Origin of the sequence: Methylobacterium sp. E-045 (assembly GCF_022829685.1) — a bacterium.
Lineage (GTDB): Bacteria > Pseudomonadota > Alphaproteobacteria > Rhizobiales > Beijerinckiaceae > Methylobacterium.
Genome location: NZ_JAKSYE010000122.1, coordinates 38675 through 57653 on the forward strand (window position 1 = coordinate 38675; position 18979 = coordinate 57653).

The following is an 18979-nucleotide window of genomic DNA, read 5'->3' on the forward strand; positions in this document are numbered from 1 at the left end:
TGTCATGGAACCTGCATTTTGGTTCCAACGATGGCCAAGCATCGCCGCATGACATGCATCTTTCTCTGACCGCCCCCGGAGTCAGCGATTCTTGCCATCGTTCGGAACGCCTCGCCATTCAAAAACGCTGCGGCCAAGTGCGTGCACGACGCGTCGAAACTATGACCGTATCCCACTGCTGGTCGACGCTAATGCATCGCACCGACCGCGCATAGCCGATCAGGCGAAATCCAAACGCCCGATCCATCCCGATGGCAGGCCTTCCGGCGGGCGCGGTGGTGCTTGATACGAAGAGGTCCGTGACCCTCATCCCACGTCTCGTCCGGCACAGCCGGGGACCGGAGAAGGTATTTGGCTCCCCGAGTAGGACTCGAACCTACGACAAAGCGATTAACAGTCGCTTGCTCTACCAACTGAGCTATCGGGGACCACGGCGGGGTCTCTACACACGGCTTTGGCGGGACGCAAGGCCTGTTCGCAGATTTGTCGGCTTTGTTTACGGCCTCGCCCCGCTTTGGCCTCGTGGCGCGGAATCCCCGTTGCGGACGAGGCCAGGGCTCTGTAAGAGACCGGTCACCCCGGATCGACCGCCCGACCCGGAGGCGCCATTCCTTCCTCGATGGGATGTGGCAGAGGCCTCGTGGCGGAGTGGTTACGCAGAGGACTGCAAATCCTTGCACCCCGGTTCGATTCCGGGCGAGGCCTCCAAATCTTTCCCGATCCCCGACCTTGAGGAGCGCGTGCCCGGTCATGGCCGGTGCGCCTTATCCCGTCGGCTCGGTCCATCCGAACGAGCGCGTCACCGCCTTGCCCCAGGCGGCATAGAGCCGGTTGCGCCGGTCCTCGTCCATCCGCGGGTGCCAGCGATGGTCGACGCCCCAATTGGCCACGAGGTCGCCGGGGCCGGCCCAGTATCCCGTAGCGAGGCCCGCCGCGTAGGCGGCGCCCAGCGCCGTGGTCTCCGTCACCTTCGGCCGCAGCACCGGCACGGCGAGGAGATCCGCCTGGAACTGCATCAGGAGGTCGTTGCCGACCATGCCGCCATCGGCCCGCAGTTCCGTGATCGCAATTCCCGAATCCGTCTCCATCGCCTCGATGACCTCACGGGTCTGGTAGGCGGTGGCCTCCAGGGCGGCCCGGGCGATGTGGCCCCTGTTGGCGTAGCGGGTGAGGCCGGCGATGATGCCGCGCGCGCTCTCCCGCCAATGCGGCGCGTAGAGACCCGAGAAGGCCGGCACGAAATAGACGTCGCCATTGTCCTCCACCGTGCGGGCGAGGGGCTCGATCTCGGCGCTGTCCCGGATGAGACCGAGATTGTCGCGCAGCCACTGAACCAGGGCGCCGGTGATGGCGATGGAGCCTTCGAGCGCGTAGACCGGTGCCGCGTCGCCGAGACGGTAGGCGAGGGTGGTGACGAGGCCGCAGGTAGAGGGCACCGGAACCGTCCCGGTATTCATCAGCACGAAGCAGCCGGTGCCGTAGGTGTTCTTGGCCTCGCCGGGCGAGAAGCAGGCCTGACCGAACAGGGCCGCCTGCTGGTCCCCGAGGATGCCGGCGATCGTCACCCCAGAGAGGGCACCCCGCGTCTCGCCGTAGACCGCGCTCGACGAGACGATCCCCGGCAGCATCGCCCGTGGAATGCCGAAGGCCGAGATCATGGCGGCATCCCAGTCGAGGGTGTCGAGGGCCATGAGCTGGGTGCGGCTGGCATTGGTCGCGTCGGTGACGTGCAGGCCGCCCTGCGGGCCGCCGGTGAGGTTCCAGACGAGCCAGGTGTCGATGGTGCCGAACAGGACATCCCCGGCCTCGGCCGCCGCGCGGGCACCGGGCACCCGGTCGAGGAGCCAGGCGAGCTTGAGACCGGAGAAGTAGCTCGCGAGCGGCAGCCCGGTGACCGCGCGGAACCGATCCTTGCCGCCGTCGCGGGCGAACTCGGCCACGAGCCCGTCCACCCGCGTATCCTGCCAGACCAGGGCGTTGTGGAGCGGGCGCCCGGTGGCCCGATCCCAGATCAGCGTGGTCTCGCGCTGATTGGTGATGCCGATGGAGACGAGGTCCGAAGGCTGCAGCCCCGCCGTCTCCAGGGCCTCGCGCATCACGGTCCGGGTGTTGCGCCAGATCTCGTTGGCGTCGTGCTCCACATGGCCGGGGCAGGGATAGATCTGCTCGTGCTCGCGCTGGGCCACCGCGATGATCGCGCCGCCGCGATCGAAGACGATGAAGCGCGTGCTGGTCGTGCCCTGATCGATCGCCCCGACATAGCGCGACATGGCCGTCTCCCCCTGAGCAGGTTTCGCAGAAGTGGCCCCCGGTTCTGCGATAAAAACCTGCGACACAGCAAAGAGCGAAGCAAGGTGAAGCGTCGGCTCGCCAACGCGAACCCGCTTCGCTGGTGCGCGTCCCCGGTCAGGCCGCCTCGGGCTTGGCTTCCATATAGGCGTCGAGCCGCGCCCGTCCCTCGGGCGGCAGGTGCAGGCCAAGCTTCGAGCGGCGCCAGAGGATGTCGGGCGCGCTGCGCGCCCATTCCCGTTCGATCAGATACTCCACCTCGGCCTCGGTGAGCCCTTCCCCGAAAGCCGTCCCGAGATCGGCGAAGGTCCGGGCCGTGCCGAGCAGCTCGTCCGTCCGGGTGCCGTAGGCCCGGGCCAGGCGCCGCGCCACCGTCGGCGGCAGGAAGGGCCGCCGCGCCAGGAGGTCGGCGAGGAACCGCTCGAAATCGGCACCCGGCATGTCGCCGCCCGGCAGGACCGCGTCGCCGGTCCAGGCGGGCTTCATCCCGGACCGATAGGGAGCGAGCTTCCCCAGAGCGTGTTCGGCCAGGCGCCGGTAGGTGGTGATCTTGCCGCCGAAGACCGAGAGCACGGGCAGGCGGCCATCCCGGTCGGAGACGTCGAGGACGTAGTCGCGGGTGACGGCGGAGGCGTTCGCGGCGGCATCGTCGAAGAGCGGGCGCACGCCCGAGAAGCTCCAGACCACGTCGTCGGGGCCGATCCGGGCCCGGAACGACCGGTTGATACAGTCGCAGAGGTAGCGGGTCTCGTCCTCGGTGATGCGGACCGGGCCCGGTTCCCCGGCATGGGGCACGTCGGTGGTGCCGATGAGGGTGAAGGCGCCCTCGTAGGGAATCGCGAAGACGATGCGCCCGTCGGGCTGCTGCAGGATGTAGGCGTGCGCGCCGTCGTAGAGCTTGCCGACGACGATGTGGCTTCCCTTGACGAGCCTGACCGCCGACCGGCTGGCGAGGCCGAGGGTGAGGCCCAGGGTCTCGCTCACCCAGGGGCCCGCCGCATTGACGATCATCCCCGCCCGCACGGTCTCCCGGCGTCCGGTCGCGACGTCGCGGATCGTGGCGGCCCAGGATGTCCCGTGGCGATGAGCCAATTCGACGGCCGTCCGCGTCCGGATCTCGGCCCCGCGCTCGCGCGCATCCATGGCGTTGAGCACCACGAGGCGGCTGTCCTCGACCCAGCAATCCGAATAGGCGAAGCCCCGCGTCAGACGCGGCTGCAGCGGCAGGCCGACATCCGAGCGTCGCAGGGCCACCGACGCGGAGCCGGGCAGGGCGCGCAGGCGGGCGAGGTGGTCGTAGAGGAACAGCCCGAGCCGCAGCATCCAGGCGGGGCGCAGGCCCTCGTCATGCGGCAGGACGAAACGCAGCGGCCAGATGATGTGGGGCGCCAGCCGCAGCAGGCGCCCGCGCTCGGCCAAAGCCTCCCGCACCAGCCGGAACTCGTAATGCTCGAGGTAGCGCAGGCCGCCGTGGATCAGCTTGGTGGAGGAGGACGAGGTGAACTCGCCAAGATCCCCGCGCTCGCAGAGCAGGACCCGAAGACCGCGCCCGGCCGCATCGCGCGCGATGCCCGCGCCGTTGATGCCGCCGCCGATGACGAGGAGATCGTAATCGCTCGCGTCCAATCCGTGACCTCCCTCACGCGTCCCCAAAACCCTCCCGACGAAGGGAGAAGACCGGCCGCCGCCGTCGCGATGCCCGCGCCGGAGAAACGCGGGATCGAAGAGGTCCGGCGACCGGCCCGGATCGAGACGACACGAGAAGTCGTCGGGCCTCAAGCGGTTTTCGCGTCCGGCGGAACGGCACGCGCGTGTCGCCGGGCCGACGTTGCGGCACGATCCCTTATCCCTTCGACCGGCAGCCGATCGGCCGCCATGCATCCGGTCCACGCGCGCGCCGGACGACCCGCACGTCTGCCTCGACCTCGATCTCGCGCGCTTCGGCAGGCCGGCGCGCCGCAGCGTGCGCATGCGTCGCCCGGACGCGCAGACCGCAGGCCGCTCCGACGTGACGGGCACTCCCTGAATCCTGCCAAAGAATCCTGCCAAACGAATCCTGCCAAACGCACCACCGGGATCCATGCCCTTCGCGCGATCGCTCCGTTTGGCATCATCCGGGTGGTTGACCGGACAGGAACAGTGCCTTATGCGAACAACCTCGTTCGGAAGCGCTCACTACGCTTCCGGCCCAGTTCGAAGAACGGCGGCACAAACGCCGTGTCTTTCATGGGTTCGTTGGGGGATAGTTTAACGGTAGAACAGTGGACTCTGACTCCTCTAGTCGAGGTTCGAATCCTCGTCCCCCAGCCACTGCTTTTAGCCCGCTCGGTCAATGACTTAGCGGGTTTTTTGCTGCCTGTTTTATCCCAATAAGGTGTTGCAACCCGCTGCAACACGATGTGTGATATTACAATGAGTTACGGTCTGCCGCTGGCTGGTCCGTGCAACACAGATCGAACACGGGACGGATAGCGAACGGCCAACCTGGCTGATCTTAAAACCGCCGTTGCAGCTGCTGGAATGCTCGCTCCCATGAGAGGCCTACGGGATAGGTCTTTCATCGATGAGATGCGAGCTGGGCTGAGAGCTCAGGCCGGCAAGGGCTTTCGGCCTAAGGAGTTTTTTCGTGACTGAGGTGTGATGAGGCGAGGAGGCCATTCTCAAGGCTCCCTGTGGCGCTCCTTGGATGTCACCGTTGCGATTGATGTCAGCATCACCGTCCACCTCATCCAGCAGTGAGATAACCCGCTCAACGATATCCAGAGCGAGGTCAGCCAGCTTCTCGAACTCATGGCGAGAAATGGCCGAGGCGGGGACCGAGCGGCGGGTTGGGAAGAGCACGACATTGCTCATGATCAGCCCCAAGCCTTCACGGCATCGAGGAGGAGATCGCGATCCAGGATCCGCCCCTCGCATAGGATCTCATCCTTGATTCGAATGCTCAGCAGCGTGTCGCGCTCCGATGGGTCTCGAGGGGTACGCTTTCTGATTTCGTCAGCGATCCGGTCGCGAGCATTCGCTACCCGGCTCGCTTCGATATCCACGAGCGAAGGAGGAAAGCCCGCCTGATTGCCGCTTCTGACAAAGATCGGCTGGCACGACACCGCGAGCCATTGCGAATGCATCATCTCAAAAAGATCGAACAGGTAGGCGAGTGCGTTGCTGTCGATGTTCGTCAGATCGCTAGCTTGACGCGACGCTCTAAAGGCGACTTCGCCCCCCTGCGAAGCCACGAGCCCCTCTATGCCTTCACAGACCGCCAGGACGGCTTGATGCGCCAGTCCGGAGTCCAGGCTGCTCACGCCGATGTTTGTACGGAGCACCTCGGTCTTGAGAGCCAAATCTCGGAGATTGGTCACAGGGGCCGATAGCAGCGCTTCTTCCGCTTCGGTGGCAGCCTCACAGAGATGCCGCCTCTCAGGGTCCTGCTTCCAGCTTTGCCCATGTGCGCTCGCAGCTTCAGTCGCCACCCGCCAGCGCTGATGAAGCAGCTGGGTTCTTGATAGCTCCTCCGTAGAGGAGTCACTCGACACGGTATGCATCGGCTCTTTCGCGGCCGATCTGCGCAGGCGAGCTGCTGTGGCGCCGAGCGTCGCGGCGCGTTCACGTAGTGAGGGCTCGTCCGACCGGGAAGCAGGCTTTGATTTAGGGGATACCATTGATGCGGCTCCTCTCAAGCAAGCGATGCGAGAGCGGTAAGCAAGGTACCGCCCCCGATGATGACTGCAGTGGCGAGAAAATCGCCTGCAGCATCCATGACCCTCAGTGCTCTCACGAAGGCTGTGTCCGGGCGGACGGCCGCGACTGCCTGCCAAGGCTCGATCTCACCCGGAAGCACCTCGTTCTCTGGGCGCATTGGCGCGCGCCGGCGATAGATCGACGAAGATGGCACCGACCGAGACGATGACGGAGACTTAAAGCGCCCCATCGGTGTTGCCGTGGGTATGGCGACCGGTGGAAGGTTCGTGCCGAGGAAGAGTGTGAGATCTGCGGCACGAGCCTCGGCGATGCCATAACTAGGCTGATGGGCAGCAGCGAACTCGGCCTCCTCGGCAAGCCACCAGCGCAGGTGTGCCAGAAGCGCCAACGCTCCGAATCGAGACGCGCATGAGGTCACGACAAGAGCCTCTGTCGCCGCCTCGTACTCATCATTGGCAATGACGGAGGCCTGGCCCTCTGGCGCGGTTTGATAGGCGTCGTATGCGCTCCGATGTCGGACGATAGCTGCTTGGATCGGGTCAGAGGCGTGAGGGACGTGTTCGATCGTCCGAGTTGGAACGGGCTGGCTGAAATCGGGAAAGCGGGCGTGCGTCATTGTTCGGGCTCCTAAAGGGCTCGTGGCGGTGGGATCGGGGAGGAGGGCCGGCTACCCGCCGGCAGGGATCGGGGCTGCTAGGCGGTCGCGTAGGCCATGGCAGCGACGCGAAGGCGGGCCGCGTTGTTGCGGGCGGCGACCTCGTGGATGCTGTCCGTGTAGGAGGTCGAGAGGCCGACGCGGACACGGGGCTCGATAGCGTCAGCGGCCTTCAATGCCTCGACACCGAGAGCAGCAAGGCGAGCCGTCTCGCGGGCCTCGGCCCAAGCTTTCTTGAGTGCCCAGGTGAAGCAGCCCCAGCCGAGCGAGCGGAACGGCACGCGGGGATAGTTGTAGGACTCGCGGAAGAGGGCCCAGGCGCTGGCCAGGACGCCACGACGGAGGGCGGCAGGCATCGGAGCCACAGGGGCGGCGGCCAGGACCACGAGGCGGCGAGCGGCGTGGGCGCAGGCCCAGAAGAACCGGAGAGCGCGGGAGAGGGCAGCGCCCCAGGTCAGGGTCGGATCGTTCCGGCGGTGCTTGCGAGCCTCGACGATGGCGCAGGACATGATCGTCGGGACGTTGAAGGTCGAACCGGTGACGAGGCCATGCTTCGCCGCAATCTGAACGCGGCCGGCATCGCGCTTGGCGGCGCTCTCGGCCAGCATGGCGGCGTTGAACTCGGCCTTTGACGGGCCAGAGCTACGAATGCCGCTCAGGACCATGGACCAAGAGATGGTGCGGGAGTGAAAGGTCATTGCGATTGCCGTTGACTAAGTAGCTCGTTGCGATACTTATGGATCACAACGCGCTATAGGTCAACACTTAAAGATCGATATGAGCCAAAAAGATCATGCTACGGTATCGGGCAGACAGATTGCGGCGGCTCGCGCCCTGACGGGAATGGGGCAAACCGATCTAGCAAGCGCTGCATCGATTTCCGTCCCCACCCTTAAGAGGATGGAGGCCAGCGACGGCCCAGCTGCGGGCATGGCGAACAACGTCAGGGCGGTGATTTCTGTACTGGAAACCGCGGGTATCGAGTTCATCCCCGAGAACGGGGGAGGGGCCGGCATCCGATTTCGGGAGCGGAAGGTGCCATGGGCCGAAGGTTAAGGAGCAGGGCCTATGACGCGCCGCCTCTATCACGTCGCGCCGGACGGCTACGGCCCTGGCGGCCACTTCACGCGGGGGCGATACGGCTCGGCCGCGCGGCAGTTTGGTCCTAGCACCGCAAGGATTGAGAGCCCGCAACTTGGCGCCGTGATGTGGGAAATGGCTCTGGAGGCAGCCCGGCTGGCGCTCGCCCCTGATGCAGTCTCGCGGCTCGACTGCCTGTTCACGTGGGAGAGCCTGGAGCTCGCCCGGGCCTTCCGAGATAGGTTCCGGCGAGGGTCAGCGATCTACGAGGTCGAGCCTTTGTCCGATGCGCGGTTTTACCGTGGGGATTTTGGCCTCATCAGCAACAACGTGCCTAGCGGCGCCTTCGTGGATTTCATGCCGCCGATCGCCGTCCGGTATTGGACTGAGCCGCCGGGCGATCAGGTCGAGGTGCTCGTGGGCGGACCTGTTGACGTACGTGCCGTCCTTGAGCCGCCAATCGCTGGCGCCTAGTCCTGATCTGAGCCAAGAGCCGATGCCTGACTTTTCTTCCTGCTAACCGCCCCGCCCGCATCCTCTCGTAGAGCCAGGTTGCGTACCGGCTCAGTGTGAGATGGACGATCCACCCCGCCGGCCCCGTGAGCAGATCGGGGCGGCGGGAGTGCTGCGGACAGCCTTCCAGTCCACACCTTGGCGCAATCCGCGTATATATCTTGCATGCTCGCCCAACTTTCGAGGAGGGCTGTCGGTGCCGGAGCCACTCACGCGCTTCTACGCTTACGTGCTGTACCGCCTCGCCAAGCGCGATGTCGTTTCGGCGGACCGTGCTGCGGCCAGCGGTGACGGCGATCGATCTGCTCAACTCGTCGCCAGAGCCGATGCACGGCTCAAGCGGGCCTGCGGATTGAATGGGTGGCCGTCTCATCGACGCGCAACGTCGCCAGCGAGCCATCCCTCGACCTGAGCAGCGGCACGAACGGGCAAGGCCTTAGTGGTCTCGAATCCAGAGAGAACAGTTCGAATGGCGCATGCGTTCAAGTTCGGCATCGAGGAGGAGATGTTCCTCGCCAGCGCACGGTCGCGCGGCGCGCCGACTCGCTCCGTCGAGCGCTTCCACAAGGATGTGGCCAAGCGGCTTGATAGCGTCGAGCGCGAACTGCTTCAGAACCAGGTCGAAATTTGCACCAAGCCCTCGGAAAGTTTTGAGGAAGCACGTAGCGTTCTGTCAGGGCTGCGGACCGGCCTGACGGAGATAGGTCGAAAGCACGGACTGCTCGTCTTCGCCGCCGGCACGCACCCGACTGCCTTATGGCCGGCGCAACAAGCGACCGAGAAATCGCGCTACGTCGATATGATGGACGACCTCCAGATCGTGGGGCGCCGCTCGGTAGTGTGCGGCCTGCATATCCACGTCGAGGTTCCCCGTCCGGAGGCGCGGGTGGACCTGATGAATCGGCTGATGCCCTTCCTGCCGGTTCTGCTGGCCCTTTCCACCTCCTCGCCGTTCTGGGAGAAGCGACGGACAGGCCTCGCCGGCTATCGCATGCGGGCCTATGCCGAACTCCCACGCACCGGCCTGCCCGAACTCTTTGAGGATGCGGCTGATTACGACCGCTACGTCGAGGGTATGACGAATTCGGGCGCGGTGAAGGATGCCACCTATTTCTGGTGGCACATCCGTCCCTCGATCCGGTTTCCAACCCTGGAACTGCGCGTGGCCGACAGCTGCACCCGGCTTGCGGACACACTCGCCATTGCCGCGCTTTACCGTTGCCTCGTGCGCCTCGTCGATCGCCGCCCCGACATCCACGCGGGACTCACTGGTGCGTCGCGGGGATTCGTCATGGAGAACTTGTGGCGCGCCGAGCGCTCGGGCATCCACGCCACGCTGATCGATGAGACAACGCTGAAGGGCGTCCGCCTGCCAAAGCTTGTCGACGCCCTCCTCGACCTCGTAGCTGAGGACGCCGCCGTCCTCGGCTGTGAGGCCGAATGCCACCACGCTCGCACCATCGCTCGTAAGGGGTCTAGCGCTGACGGACAGATCGATGCGTACGAGGCCGCTCAAAAGGCTGGAGGTAGCGAACGGCAGGCATTGAGTGCGGTTATAGACTGGCTTGCGGCTGAAACTGTTGGGCCTTCCGCTGTCTAGGTCCGTTCGGACCAGCATTCAGGATCTGAGGGCAACCCTCTGGATCGTATTGGAGGGGAGGAGGGATACTGCCCGATGACGTTCTTTCTTAGAAAATAATTTGGAGACCCACTCTGCCAGCCCGCGAATAGATTCGCTGGGTATTGGCACCAGTCGATCGGAGCGAGGGGGCTACTTCTCGCCGCATTCCCTCTGGAGATCCGGCTTTTGCGGGGCTTCCCGCCAGCACTCGAGCGTGGCATCGGCAGAGGCATGCCCAAGAAGCCTGCTCACTTCGCCTATCTTATTGCAGTCCGTCAGCCTGACGGGTCCGATCATGTCTATGCGATCCTGGCGCAATCGGTGGACGAGGCGGTCAAAGTAGCCGCAGCACGAGAGCCCGAAGGGCCTGCACCACGTCACGTCGGCTCGCTAGGCTCCCACACCGTCGAGCGGATCAAGCTGCAGATCGGCGAGGCACGGATCATCTGACGCAACTTCGCGCATCCGTCTCTCACCGGGCCTACGGCTTGCATTTGCTGGATGCCAAGCAGGAGGGGAGGGGCTGATGCGGGAGCTCTATACCAGCTCAAACGGTGACCGATGGCATCTCGTGATCGAGGCAGCCACAGGACACACGTTTATTCGACACGCTGCCAACGAGGCCTCTGGCGGGCATACCGTAGACATGGCCTTGCCCATCTTCCTAAGTCTCGACGGCGGCGGCCCAGAGCATCAAGCGCTCTGGGCTATGATCCGTACCCTTGTCAGCAGTAGCGGCTCAGGGCAGGGCTGAACCCGCCACTGCATGGGTCGTAGTCGGGCAGGGAGGCCGCTCGACGCCCATCAGACGGCGACGGCAGTCTTACGAGGCCGACCAGCCTTCTTTGGCTTCTCAGGAGCCGAAGCGGCCTCTTCTGCGACGGCCTCTTCCGGAACGGCTGCCTTCGCCTTGGCCACACCCTTTCGCACCTGCCCAAGGCCAAGAGCCCGGGCAAGCTCCGAGCGCTGCGCCGAGTAGCTCGCAGCCGTCATTGGGTAGTCAGCATGCAGGCCATGCTTCGCACGATAGGCTTCAGCGGTCAGACCCCGAAGTGTCAGGTGCCGGCGCAGCGTCTTGTAGGGCTTGCCGTCCTCAAAACTGATCAGCGCATCCGGTGTGATCGACTTCTTGATCTGAGCCGGCGTCGCTTTCTCGATCTTGTCAGCTTCCAGCGTGGCAGATCCCCCGTTGGCAAGGCCGCTGATGGCGGCGTGCACATTGCTCAGCAGGTCGTGCAATGCACTTACCGGAACGGAGTTGTTGGAGACGTAGGCGGCGACGATGTCGGCTGTGAGTTCGATGTGGCTGGTCTGAAATTCGGAGGTCTGATCGGTCATAACGTCTTTCTCTGAGGCCCAGTGGGTACCCCATAGAGCATCTTTAGCCACAGTCTCAATCAATTCGGGAACAGATAACAAAATAGAATGATTTTGGACCCTTGCACGAAGTAAGCGGTGCCGATCCAGACTATGAAGCGATAGGCTGCAGGTGACTGACGAACCGCCGCCTTGGCGCGAGATCACGACGGACGAGTATGCGCCCCGCATTTTTATGGATCTGGGGTCTTCGGAAGCATGGATCGCTTCTTCGGAAACCCTCAGGCTCTTATTGGTCCGCCAGCATGAGGGGGAGTTCCGCCTTCGTCTGATCCTTCGGGAGGGCGTCGATCTGAGGTGGGGTCCAACCGCAGACCCGAACTGGCGGTGGGATTACGCCCACGGTCCAGAGTTCGCCCTCGACGCCGCTGAAATCTGGATCGAGCGGGCTGATGGCCGACGCAAGCGGGTGGATCAGATGGAGACGCGGCCGCAGCCTTGGTGAAGTTCACGAGGCTGGAGCCCGGGGCTGGCGATGAAGGGGACGGCATGCGCCATGCCCAACCTCGAACCTCTCCTGACCGCTTGAAGGCCCATCACCGGCTTCGTACTCGCACGGCTCCGCTTACCAACTCGACTTGACCAAGCCAGGTATCAGACCCCGGTTGCCAAGTTCCCGAAGCGCAATGCGCGAGACGCCCATTTTGCGGTAGAAGGCCCGCGGACGACCGGTCATTCCGCAACGGTTGCGGACCCGGGTCGCCGAGGAGTTGCTGGGCAGTTCCGCGAGCTTGAGGCGAGCCTCGAAGCGCTCCTCCATCTCAAGGCCTTCGTTGTTGGCAGTCGCGAGGAGCGCCTTTCGCTTTCCGGCGTACTTCGCAACCAACTCCTTGCGATGATTGTTTTTTTCAATCGAACTTTTCTTCGCCATGCCGATCTCTCCGTACCAGCCTGCAGAGGCTCAACGTGGCGACGGCTCGGGCATTTGTCCACGCGGCGGAAAGCTTCATCCTGTCCCAGCTGAAAATTGACTTCCGAAACACGCCCGGCAAGCCGAAGGGGGCCGTGCCGATCTGGGCGGTGAAGCGGTAGGCGACCGGGAAGCCTGCCCTACCTCCTCGCGGTCGCCGCCGGGAACCCGAGCATGAGCACCGAACGCGTAGAGGGATATCGTGAGGCTTTGTCTAACGTCAGAAGCACGATCTAGCGCAGATTAAGCGAGGGCAGCGTGCCGGAGGATGGGAAGCTCGAGCTGTCGAACCTCCTGATCATGCTCGACGACATGCTGCAGCCCACCCGTAAGGTTCCCGAAGCTGGAAGCGATGCGCCGGAGCCGCTGAGTGGAAGCTTCTGACGACGGGCCGCCTTGGCGGGATCTGACGTCCGCCGAGTATGGACCGGAGAACTTCCCCGCCCTGACGGCGGCCGGGCTTGAGGAGAAGCTATCAGCCCATCCCGCGAGCTGAGCGCCAATCTGCGAGCGCCCTCTCGCGGTGGTCGTATAGAGCGCGAAGCCTCGAACCTTCTGCGCCTCTGCCCTTTAGGTGGACAGCCATTGCGTCAACGCGGTCTGCACCAAATTTAGCAGCCAGCTCCTCGACCCATGCTGCATCTGCTTCGGTGAGACGTGCTGCGGTGGACGCGAGTAGATGGGCGCCAAATGGCTTGACGTTCGGTTCGATCATTCGCCCCCCCAACGAGGAGCTGTCGATCTGAGTTTCAGGTTGGGCGCCAAGAACCGCCCGCTTGGTACGGGCTAAACTACGCAGACAAAACGAAAAACCCGCCGCGGCGTGAGCCGGGCGGGACTGAGATGGGCAAGCTTCAGAGTATACCCGAGATTGGAATGTCTATCGCCCGCCTGTTCCGCCACCTGCGCTTCCATTCGGAAACGCCTGCTCTGGGCGACTAGCGTTTCCGCCGGCTGCGGAGTTTGTAGTTACCGTGTCTGCGCCGGTCGCTCCATAAGATATGACCCTGTCGCGGCTGTTGCCGGTGGTGTTCGGTTGGTTCTGAATGACGACGCCGCGCTCGCCGTTGGGTGGGAACACCCCCTGCGCCATAGCCGGTAGGATCATCAACATTGCGAGTGCTGAAGCGCTCGCGAGGATTGGTAGGCGCATCATGGCACGTCCTTGATCTTTGGGGAGACGTGTCAATCCGTTCGACCTATGCCTGTTCCCGCGGCGAAAAACCCCCGCCCCCGCTCTCGCCGGGGCAGTGACGTAGAGGGTTTGGACTGCAGCTATCCTATCAATCCGCCTTCTCGGCCGCGGAGCCTACCAACGGAGGCGTCTGCTGGTGCTGAACGACGCTCCATTTATCATGTGAGAGTCGGCGGTACGTTGAGGTGCAGTGAGCCTCATAGGTCTCACCGTCCCGGGCAGCCTTGGCGTGGTATGCGATGACGATCAGCCCTTCCTGAGGCCGCGCGATCTGCCCTTCGGAAATCTCCACTTCCGACCATCGAGGCGTATTCGCCACCGCCTCGATCGCCTGCGATCCGCTCAGGACGAAGGGCGGCTGCGGCAGCACCATCAGGCATTCGTCGTCGACCAACTCGCGGTAGTGATCGGCACCACCGGTCCAGAGACTTTTCTCGAAGGACCAAACGCGATCGTCGTCCATGATGCTCTCCCGTGGTCTCTTATCTGTCAGAGAAGATTCCAGGGCGGGGATCGTTCCTGCCGTGTTGCAGCACCCGAAATGGGAGCCGGCTCAGTCTGAGCGCGGCTCGCCGCCGAACTGGCCTAAGCGGCGACAGCCTTGCGCGGACGACCGGTGCGCTTCTTCTCAGGAGCGGGCGCCTCCGACACTACCTCTTCCCGCGGTGTTGAAGCAGCGGCAGCCTTCGAGGCACCATTCCGCTGCTGCCCAAGACCGAGCTGCTTAGCCAGGGCGGACCGTGCAGCCGAATAGTTGGCCGACGTCATGGGGTAGTCGGCGGGCAGGCTATACTTCGCCCGATAGGCCTCAGGGCTAAGGCCCCGGATCGTCAGATGTCGACGGAGCGTTTTGTAGGGCTTGCCGTCCTCAAAGCTGATCAGTCCATCTGGCGTGATTGACTTCTTGATCTGCGAGGGGGTCGGCTTCTCGATATCATCCGTGGGAGCAGAGGCCGATCCACCGGCGGCAAGGCCGCTGATCGCGGCATGCACGCTGTTAAGGATGTTCGGAAGCTCAGAGGCGGGGAGGGAATTATTCGAGACATATGCAGAAACAATGTCGGCCGCGATCTCGATATAATCGCTCGCGAAATTCTGCGGGGTATCAGTCATTTGGTGTTCTCTCCGTGATCAATCATCAGCTCCTAAATCACCGAAAGAAACAAAATCAACAGCCCGGATGTGTTATCAGGCATATAGATCGGTAAAATCCACAATGAGTAACAATCTTTTGACGCCGGGGTCAGATACACCTCCCCAGGCTGGCGATTTTCCCTGACTTCGCTTCGAACGATCAGGGAATGCCTTATTCCCCGAAGTCAGCAGCTCCGCTTGCCCGACGCACTCCTGAGGAGACGATCGCAGAGGTAGCCGTCCCTGCACTCCACAGCCTTGTATAGTCGCCCCCGCCGCGCCCGGCTCACGCGGCGGCGGGTTTTTCGAATTCTGGATTGGGTTCCAGGCTGCGAAAGATCCAGCGTATCCCCAGCCAGCCAAGCGCGGTCGCTGCGATCCAGCTCAAAGCGCTATCGCGGGCTAGATACGCTATCAGCTCGAACCAGATCTCGTAGCTCAACCATAAGAGACCGAGTCCCGCAATTCCCTTGAGCGGTCTCAGCACATATCGAGATTGCGTTGGCACCATCGTTTTTTCCCTTGGTCGCGCCCAGCGAAAGCAGTTCGAGCTTCTCCATTGAAACCTGCGCGCCCGCGCAAATGACGTGAGACAAGCCTTGGCTCGAACATCCGTCTCGCCCAGCAGTTGGTCTCATTCAAGAGTCATCGAGGAAACCATGACCGAGAAGAAAACGTCCCAAACCGACGAGGCAGGCCCGTCGACCGCGCCGGATACACAGGATCCGCTGAACGTGCCGATGGATCAGGTAATCACCAAGACCCCGAAGATCGAAGGTAGCCATACGCAAGAGACCATTGATCCGGCAGAGCGGCTGTCTGATGATCCCGAGGATCAGAACGATCTCGTATAAGCCTCCAAGTAACGCCGCCCCTGCCCCGCATGGCTCCGGCCGCGCGGGGCCTTTCGCTCATCACTGAAAGCTCAAGCAAGCACGATCTCGAATTCCATTCCCCTGCCCGGTCCCTGATCGGCATAGTCGACCAGCGCATACCCGCGCTCGCCCAAGCAGACATCGAGGATGTTACGGTGCTTGCGGACCATCTGGCCAATCGCGAGCGGCGTCAGGCGGGGGTTGCCTCGCCGGAGTTGATCGACGCCAATGCTGACCGGAGCGCCTTCGCGGTCAGCAAAGGCTCAGCGGCGAAGTTCGTTATAGCGCGCAACAAACTGGCGGATCTGACACGTAACCATCTCGAGGTCTCCACCATTGCCGCCGCCCATGCTCACCTCCTCAAGCGCGAAGCCACAATCTGCATTGACGTAGGCATCCCATGCGGACTGCGTGCGCTTTAGCCCCGCCTTCAGCTTCTTCGCCCGCTCCGCGCCAGTAAGACCGCCTATTTCACCATCGGCCGCCTCTGCCTCTGCCTCTGCCATACGCTTCTTAAGTTCCGAATTGACCCGAATGCGGAGGGCCGCCACCTGATCTGCATAGCAGCTGCTCTTCTCGACATGCGAAAGATCGTTTCGGCATCGCTTTAGGTAGCTCTCTGTGCGCTCCTGGTACGGACGCAACGTCGGATCATCGGTCGTGAGACCTTCAGCTGCCGCACGCCCTGGGGCCAAGACGACAACACCCAGCAGTGCAACCGGCAGAAGAAAGCGCATCGAGAGTCCTACGATCATGTATGGAGCCGAAGAAAGTGCCCTGTGAGCAGTGACGTGACGCCTCGTTCTTCCTCTATACCCCGATCCGCATACCACAGCGACCTATTGCGCTTAGTCTCCACGATGATCACCCCGCCTGTGGCAGCGAACGACGCGCTACCGCTCAACAAGGCGGCCCGTGAAGGCGTCGCACACACCTACCGTGAGGCGCCTGACGATCGGCCGTAGCGCTACAGCAAGGCGGGCGTCATCACCACTGACCTCAAGCTGCTGGAGGAGACCCAGCGCGCCCTGATCGACCAGCTCGACCGCGAGCGCAGCGTTCCGCTGATAGCGGCAATGGACAGGTGTATTCGGCGCTTCGGACGCGGTGCCGTCGTGCCGGCTCGGGTGGGCCTGGAGAAGAAGCGCACGTGGTCGACGAAGTTCGAGATGCGCAGCCCACGATACACGACGCAGGTCAGCGAACTGCCGACGGCCCTCGTCCTGTCGTGATAAAGTCCGATCCCTGCCAAGGGGCCTACAGGCCGGGATACCGGTCAGCGCCCGTCACCCTGACTTGTCGCCCCTCACGTCGCGCTATCTCGACCGCGACACGCCCCCAGTACCGGGCTTGGCCATCTCGATTGATCCGGGCCAGCTTGCGGGCCTCGGCGTAGGCCAGCGGCCCATGAGCGGCGATGAGAGATGTCGCCTTGGCATCGACCTCGCGGCGGAAGCGGCCAGGTCGCAGCCGGTCCGTGAGCTAGCGCGGAACGGATGCCAATCGGTCACCGAGCCAGCTCATCCCCGCGGCGCCCGCCACCCGGCCGCCTTCGCCTCGCCCTCCGAGCAGAACATGCGCTCGCCGTCCTTCTCGCTGATCCGGGTCCGGTTGTAATCGCGCGATCCGGGGACGTGGAAGACCTTCTCGCCCTTCCGGCTGATGTTGCCCTTGATCGCGCAGCCGCCGGCCTTGAGCGCCGGCTGCGGGGGCGGTGGCGAGGGAATGGGACCATCCGGGCCGCCCGGCGCCGAGAACCCCATTGTCATGGCACGCTCGCCCTTGCGCCAGTCTCCCGGCGCCGTGAAGGAGCCAGCCCATATCCCGAGCTTCCTCGCCTTCGCGGTGTCCTCGTCCGGGACATAGTCCTCCGAGTACCGGCGGTACGCGACGGCATGGCCCTGCGCGACCAGCCAGTGGTTCAGATCCTCCGTACCCCTCCGGCAGACCGCGACGGTGCGCCCGTACTTGTCTGTGTCCCGAGAATCGCAGGAGACGGTCGCGGAGCCGATCCGGTCGGCCAGCGCGAGTGCAGCCGCCTGTCCGCATCGGAGGGCCTTCCCAGCCTTATCCTGGCAGAGCTGTGCGCTCTCAGGCGCATCGATCCCATGGAGCCGAATGCGGGTGCCGCCGATGTCGAGGGTGTCACCGTCAACCACCGAGGCCCGGCCAGTGATGGGCTCGGCCGCGAATGCAGGAGCTATGGACAGGACGAGAACAAGAGCGGAAACAAGCATCGATTTCATCAATACCGGCTATCGATTTGATCTGTTGGAATGATGGTGCACCGCAGCGCATATCCCTCTCATGAAACGGGGTTCAGACCCCGAAACTCTTGAGGGATAAGTACCATGACCGTTCGTAAAATCGTGCTCGCCGCTCTCGCCGCCGCCACCCTGACCGGTACGGCGATGGCTGAAGATCGCGTCAACATCACGCCGACGCTCTACCGTGAACAGGCTCGCGTTACGGCATCTGTGCGTCCGGCTTCCGAGCTGACGACCACGCCGTCCCTGACCCCGCGTGCCCCCGCGACCCGCCGCCTTGTTGCCGACGCGGAAGCCTCGGCCCGGTAAGACGGCTTCCCGGCCGGTCTGGTCCTAGCACCAGGCCGGCCGCGATGCGATCCTCACTCTGCCGGATCGCGCCGCGCGCCTGTCGCCACTACCTTCATCATGGCGTCGGGCAGCGGGCGCTGGAGCTCAAGAGCGATTTCGGTCGGCGCTTCGAGCCACGTCCGCCACTCCTCCGGCGTCGTCAGTAGGACGGGCATTGCCTTCGGGTGGACCGGGCCAACGATTCCATTGGCGTCACAGGTGAGGAACGAGAACAGCCGGTGCTCGGCCTCCTCGCGGTCGGGGTTCTCGGCCTTGGTGCCGCGCACGCCGGTCCAGGGCCGCCAGATGCCGGCGAAGGCGAAGAGCGGCCGGTCGTCATCGAGGGCGAACCATGTGAGCGTCTTCTTCGGCTTGGTGTCCGCGTACTCGCTGAAGGAGGACACCGGGACGAGGCAGCGGTATTCCGGCTTGAGCCAAGGTCGCCAGTGCGGGCTCTTCACGTTGCGGACGTTGGTGACGGGATGCTCACCGTACTGCTTCGGTCCGGTGATGCCCCATCGGAACATCTCAAGGGTCCGCCTGCCGCCCTCGATCCGCACGATGGGCGCCATCTGGTCGGGGAAGATGCCGGGTATCCTCGGCAGGTTGCCGGCGCGGTCCTCCCCCACGCCGAACGCCTCACGGATCTCCGCTTGTGAGGTGACCAAACTGTAGAGGTTGCACATCGCTCGCGTCCGTGGCTGCCTAAAATGGCACTGTGACCTTCCAAGCAGTTCCGCGCACCCCGGAAACCAAACTCGCGAGGTGGTATGACCGCATGGAAGGCTGTCGGATTGAACAGGGTGCGCGGATCATCCGCGAGGAGTCAAAGAAGCACACGCACCTGCTCGCTGCCATTGAGCGGGAACAGGCCACCGAGAACCGAACGCACGGATGCGACGCGCATGCTTAGCCTTTCGCCCTATCCCCACCCGACGCGCTTCATCGCCTGTCGGTCATCCTGAGAGAGCGATATGACCCCGCACGGCTCACACCCGTTCGGCATCCGCTTGCTTGATTCGAATACCGCGAAG

22 protein-coding genes, 3 tRNA genes and 1 pseudogene are annotated in these 18979 nt (G+C 63.8%); 10 read left to right on the forward strand and 16 right to left on the reverse strand.

Going from position 1 to position 18979, the window contains the following annotated elements; genetic code table 11:
* Positions 1-352: 352 nt before the first annotated feature.
* A tRNA-Asn gene (locus tag MKK51_RS22335) sits at positions 353-428 on the reverse strand.
* A 206-nt stretch (positions 429-634) separates the two neighbouring features.
* Here MKK51_RS22335 and MKK51_RS22340 point away from each other — a divergent pair.
* Positions 635-708: transfer RNA gene (locus MKK51_RS22340), tRNA-Cys, on the forward strand.
* 56 nt (positions 709-764) lie between these two features.
* Here the strand turns inward: MKK51_RS22340 and glpK are convergent.
* Both glpK and glpD read right to left on the reverse strand, forming a co-directional pair.
* Positions 765-2270: a glycerol kinase GlpK gene (glpK, locus tag MKK51_RS22345; protein ID WP_243981065.1), complete on the reverse strand. Its 1506-nt coding sequence runs from the start codon at positions 2268-2270 to the stop codon at positions 765-767.
* Between the two features lie 136 nt (positions 2271-2406).
* Positions 2407-3915 (reverse strand): glycerol-3-phosphate dehydrogenase, encoded by a 1509-nt coding sequence (gene glpD, locus MKK51_RS22350; protein WP_243981067.1) that lies wholly within the window; start codon positions 3913-3915, stop codon positions 2407-2409.
* A 610-nt stretch (positions 3916-4525) separates the two neighbouring features.
* Here glpD and MKK51_RS22355 point away from each other — a divergent pair.
* Positions 4526-4599: transfer RNA gene (locus tag MKK51_RS22355), tRNA-Gln, on the forward strand.
* Positions 4600-4830: 231 nt separating this feature from the next.
* On the opposite strand, the gene MKK51_RS22360 is transcribed toward MKK51_RS22355, so the two are convergent.
* From MKK51_RS22360 to MKK51_RS22375, 4 genes are all read right to left on the reverse strand, one after another.
* The gene (locus MKK51_RS22360) at positions 4831-5142 is read right to left on the reverse strand and encodes a hypothetical protein (RefSeq protein WP_243981069.1); all 312 of its coding nucleotides are present in this window, start codon (positions 5140-5142) and stop codon (positions 4831-4833) included.
* A gap of 2 nt (positions 5143-5144) precedes the next feature.
* Positions 5145-5831: a hypothetical protein gene (locus MKK51_RS22365; protein WP_243981078.1), complete on the reverse strand. Its 687-nt coding sequence runs from the start codon at positions 5829-5831 to the stop codon at positions 5145-5147.
* Positions 5832-5962: 131 nt separating this feature from the next.
* The gene (locus tag MKK51_RS22370) at positions 5963-6604 is read right to left on the reverse strand and encodes a hypothetical protein (protein ID WP_243981080.1); all 642 of its coding nucleotides are present in this window, start codon (positions 6602-6604) and stop codon (positions 5963-5965) included.
* A gap of 77 nt (positions 6605-6681) precedes the next feature.
* Positions 6682-7341 carry a hypothetical protein gene (locus MKK51_RS22375; RefSeq protein WP_243981082.1) on the reverse strand — a complete coding sequence of 220 codons (660 nt, stop codon included), beginning with the start codon at positions 7339-7341 and terminating at the stop codon, positions 6682-6684.
* Positions 7342-7711: 370 nt separating this feature from the next.
* Here MKK51_RS22375 and MKK51_RS22385 point away from each other — a divergent pair, with 370 nt between their 5' ends.
* The 3 genes from MKK51_RS22385 to MKK51_RS22395 all read left to right on the forward strand — a co-directional run bounded on the left by MKK51_RS22385 (position 7712) and on the right by MKK51_RS22395 (position 10307).
* Positions 7712-8197: a hypothetical protein gene (locus MKK51_RS22385; protein WP_243981086.1), complete on the forward strand. Its 486-nt coding sequence runs from the start codon at positions 7712-7714 to the stop codon at positions 8195-8197.
* A 508-nt stretch (positions 8198-8705) separates the two neighbouring features.
* On the forward strand, positions 8706-9836 hold the full coding sequence (locus tag MKK51_RS22390; RefSeq protein ID WP_243981088.1) for a carboxylate-amine ligase: 1131 nt from the start codon (positions 8706-8708) through the stop codon (positions 9834-9836).
* A 252-nt stretch (positions 9837-10088) separates the two neighbouring features.
* Positions 10089-10307 (forward strand): hypothetical protein, encoded by a 219-nt coding sequence (locus MKK51_RS22395; protein ID WP_243981090.1) that lies wholly within the window; start codon positions 10089-10091, stop codon positions 10305-10307.
* Between the two features lie 354 nt (positions 10308-10661).
* Here MKK51_RS22395 and MKK51_RS22400 read toward each other — a convergent pair whose 3' ends face one another.
* Entirely contained in the window at positions 10662-11195 is a 534-nt protein-coding gene (locus MKK51_RS22400; protein ID WP_243981092.1) for a MucR family transcriptional regulator, read from the reverse strand.
* A gap of 151 nt (positions 11196-11346) precedes the next feature.
* Here MKK51_RS22400 and MKK51_RS22405 point away from each other — a divergent pair, with 151 nt between their 5' ends.
* Positions 11347-11679 carry a hypothetical protein gene (locus MKK51_RS22405; protein ID WP_243981094.1) on the forward strand — a complete coding sequence of 111 codons (333 nt, stop codon included), beginning with the start codon at positions 11347-11349 and terminating at the stop codon, positions 11677-11679.
* Between the two features lie 120 nt (positions 11680-11799).
* On the opposite strand, the gene rpsN is transcribed toward MKK51_RS22405, so the two are convergent.
* On the reverse strand, positions 11800-12105 hold the full coding sequence (gene rpsN / locus MKK51_RS22410) for a 30S ribosomal protein S14 (protein ID WP_243981096.1): 306 nt from the start codon (positions 12103-12105) through the stop codon (positions 11800-11802).
* A gap of 297 nt (positions 12106-12402) precedes the next feature.
* Between rpsN and MKK51_RS27300 the strand changes: the two genes are divergently transcribed.
* Entirely contained in the window at positions 12403-12528 is a 126-nt protein-coding gene (locus MKK51_RS27300; protein WP_279601278.1) for a hypothetical protein, read from the forward strand.
* A gap of 899 nt (positions 12529-13427) precedes the next feature.
* On the opposite strand, the gene MKK51_RS22415 is transcribed toward MKK51_RS27300, so the two are convergent.
* The 3 genes from MKK51_RS22415 to MKK51_RS22425 form a co-directional block, all read right to left on the reverse strand.
* Positions 13428-13802, reverse strand: a complete 375-nt coding sequence (locus MKK51_RS22415) for a DUF4440 domain-containing protein (protein WP_243981098.1) — start codon at positions 13800-13802, stop codon at positions 13428-13430.
* Positions 13803-13924: 122 nt separating this feature from the next.
* On the reverse strand, positions 13925-14452 hold the full coding sequence (locus tag MKK51_RS22420; protein ID WP_243981100.1) for a MucR family transcriptional regulator: 528 nt from the start codon (positions 14450-14452) through the stop codon (positions 13925-13927).
* A gap of 307 nt (positions 14453-14759) precedes the next feature.
* Positions 14760-14915 carry a hypothetical protein gene (locus MKK51_RS22425; RefSeq protein WP_243981102.1) on the reverse strand — a complete coding sequence of 52 codons (156 nt, stop codon included), beginning with the start codon at positions 14913-14915 and terminating at the stop codon, positions 14760-14762.
* 217 nt (positions 14916-15132) lie between these two features.
* On the opposite strand from MKK51_RS22425, the gene MKK51_RS22430 reads away from it, so the two are divergent.
* A complete protein-coding gene (locus tag MKK51_RS22430) occupies positions 15133-15327 on the forward strand; it encodes a hypothetical protein (protein WP_243981104.1) in 195 nt (64 codons plus the stop codon).
* 71 nt (positions 15328-15398) lie between these two features.
* Here the strand turns inward: MKK51_RS22430 and MKK51_RS22435 are convergent.
* Positions 15399-15605, reverse strand: a pseudogene (locus tag MKK51_RS22435) (adenylosuccinate synthase); the annotation flags it as partial.
* A gap of 6 nt (positions 15606-15611) precedes the next feature.
* On the reverse strand, positions 15612-16085 hold the full coding sequence (locus tag MKK51_RS22440; RefSeq protein WP_243981106.1) for a lysozyme inhibitor LprI family protein: 474 nt from the start codon (positions 16083-16085) through the stop codon (positions 15612-15614).
* 339 nt (positions 16086-16424) lie between these two features.
* Here MKK51_RS22440 and MKK51_RS27440 point away from each other — a divergent pair, with 339 nt between their 5' ends.
* Positions 16425-16580 carry a DUF4113 domain-containing protein gene (locus tag MKK51_RS27440; protein WP_313898831.1) on the forward strand — a complete coding sequence of 52 codons (156 nt, stop codon included), beginning with the start codon at positions 16425-16427 and terminating at the stop codon, positions 16578-16580.
* Between the two features lie 288 nt (positions 16581-16868).
* On the opposite strand, the gene MKK51_RS22450 is transcribed toward MKK51_RS27440, so the two are convergent.
* Positions 16869-17594, reverse strand: coding sequence for a thermonuclease family protein (locus tag MKK51_RS22450; RefSeq protein WP_243981108.1), 726 nt, complete (start codon positions 17592-17594; stop codon positions 16869-16871).
* A 105-nt stretch (positions 17595-17699) separates the two neighbouring features.
* Here MKK51_RS22450 and MKK51_RS22455 point away from each other — a divergent pair, with 105 nt between their 5' ends.
* Positions 17700-17924, forward strand: coding sequence for a hypothetical protein (locus tag MKK51_RS22455; protein ID WP_147833233.1), 225 nt, complete (start codon positions 17700-17702; stop codon positions 17922-17924).
* Between the two features lie 53 nt (positions 17925-17977).
* Here MKK51_RS22455 and MKK51_RS22460 read toward each other — a convergent pair whose 3' ends face one another.
* Entirely contained in the window at positions 17978-18631 is a 654-nt protein-coding gene (locus MKK51_RS22460; protein ID WP_243981109.1) for an SOS response-associated peptidase, read from the reverse strand.
* Positions 18632-18979 lie beyond the last annotated feature (348 nt).

Coding starts and splice junctions, on each gene's coding strand:
- glpK (WP_243981065.1), bottom strand. CDS start 2,270: ATGTCGCGCTATGTCGGGGCGATCGATCAGGGCACGACCAGCACGCGC.
- MKK51_RS22360 (WP_243981069.1), bottom strand. CDS start 5,142: ATGAGCAATGTCGTGCTCTTCCCAACCCGCCGCTCGGTCCCCGCCTCG.
- MKK51_RS22365 (WP_243981078.1), bottom strand. CDS start 5,831: ATGCATACCGTGTCGAGTGACTCCTCTACGGAGGAGCTATCAAGAACC.
- MKK51_RS22370 (WP_243981080.1), bottom strand. CDS start 6,604: ATGACGCACGCCCGCTTTCCCGATTTCAGCCAGCCCGTTCCAACTCGG.
- MKK51_RS22375 (WP_243981082.1), bottom strand. CDS start 7,341: ATGACCTTTCACTCCCGCACCATCTCTTGGTCCATGGTCCTGAGCGGC.
- MKK51_RS22385 (WP_243981086.1), top strand. CDS start 7,712: ATGACGCGCCGCCTCTATCACGTCGCGCCGGACGGCTACGGCCCTGGC.
- MKK51_RS22390 (WP_243981088.1), top strand. CDS start 8,706: ATGGCGCATGCGTTCAAGTTCGGCATCGAGGAGGAGATGTTCCTCGCC.
- MKK51_RS22395 (WP_243981090.1), top strand. CDS start 10,089: ATGCCCAAGAAGCCTGCTCACTTCGCCTATCTTATTGCAGTCCGTCAG.
- MKK51_RS22400 (WP_243981092.1), bottom strand. CDS start 11,195: ATGACCGATCAGACCTCCGAATTTCAGACCAGCCACATCGAACTCACA.
- rpsN (WP_243981096.1), bottom strand. CDS start 12,105: ATGGCGAAGAAAAGTTCGATTGAAAAAAACAATCATCGCAAGGAGTTG.
- MKK51_RS22415 (WP_243981098.1), bottom strand. CDS start 13,802: ATGGACGACGATCGCGTTTGGTCCTTCGAGAAAAGTCTCTGGACCGGT.
- MKK51_RS22420 (WP_243981100.1), bottom strand. CDS start 14,452: ATGACTGATACCCCGCAGAATTTCGCGAGCGATTATATCGAGATCGCG.
- MKK51_RS22430 (WP_243981104.1), top strand. CDS start 15,133: ATGACCGAGAAGAAAACGTCCCAAACCGACGAGGCAGGCCCGTCGACC.
- MKK51_RS22440 (WP_243981106.1), bottom strand. CDS start 16,085: ATGCGCTTTCTTCTGCCGGTTGCACTGCTGGGTGTTGTCGTCTTGGCC.
- MKK51_RS27440 (WP_313898831.1), top strand. CDS start 16,425: ATGGACAGGTGTATTCGGCGCTTCGGACGCGGTGCCGTCGTGCCGGCT.
- MKK51_RS22450 (WP_243981108.1), bottom strand. CDS start 17,594: ATGAAATCGATGCTTGTTTCCGCTCTTGTTCTCGTCCTGTCCATAGCT.
- MKK51_RS22455 (WP_147833233.1), top strand. CDS start 17,700: ATGACCGTTCGTAAAATCGTGCTCGCCGCTCTCGCCGCCGCCACCCTG.
- MKK51_RS22460 (WP_243981109.1), bottom strand. CDS start 18,631: ATGTGCAACCTCTACAGTTTGGTCACCTCACAAGCGGAGATCCGTGAG.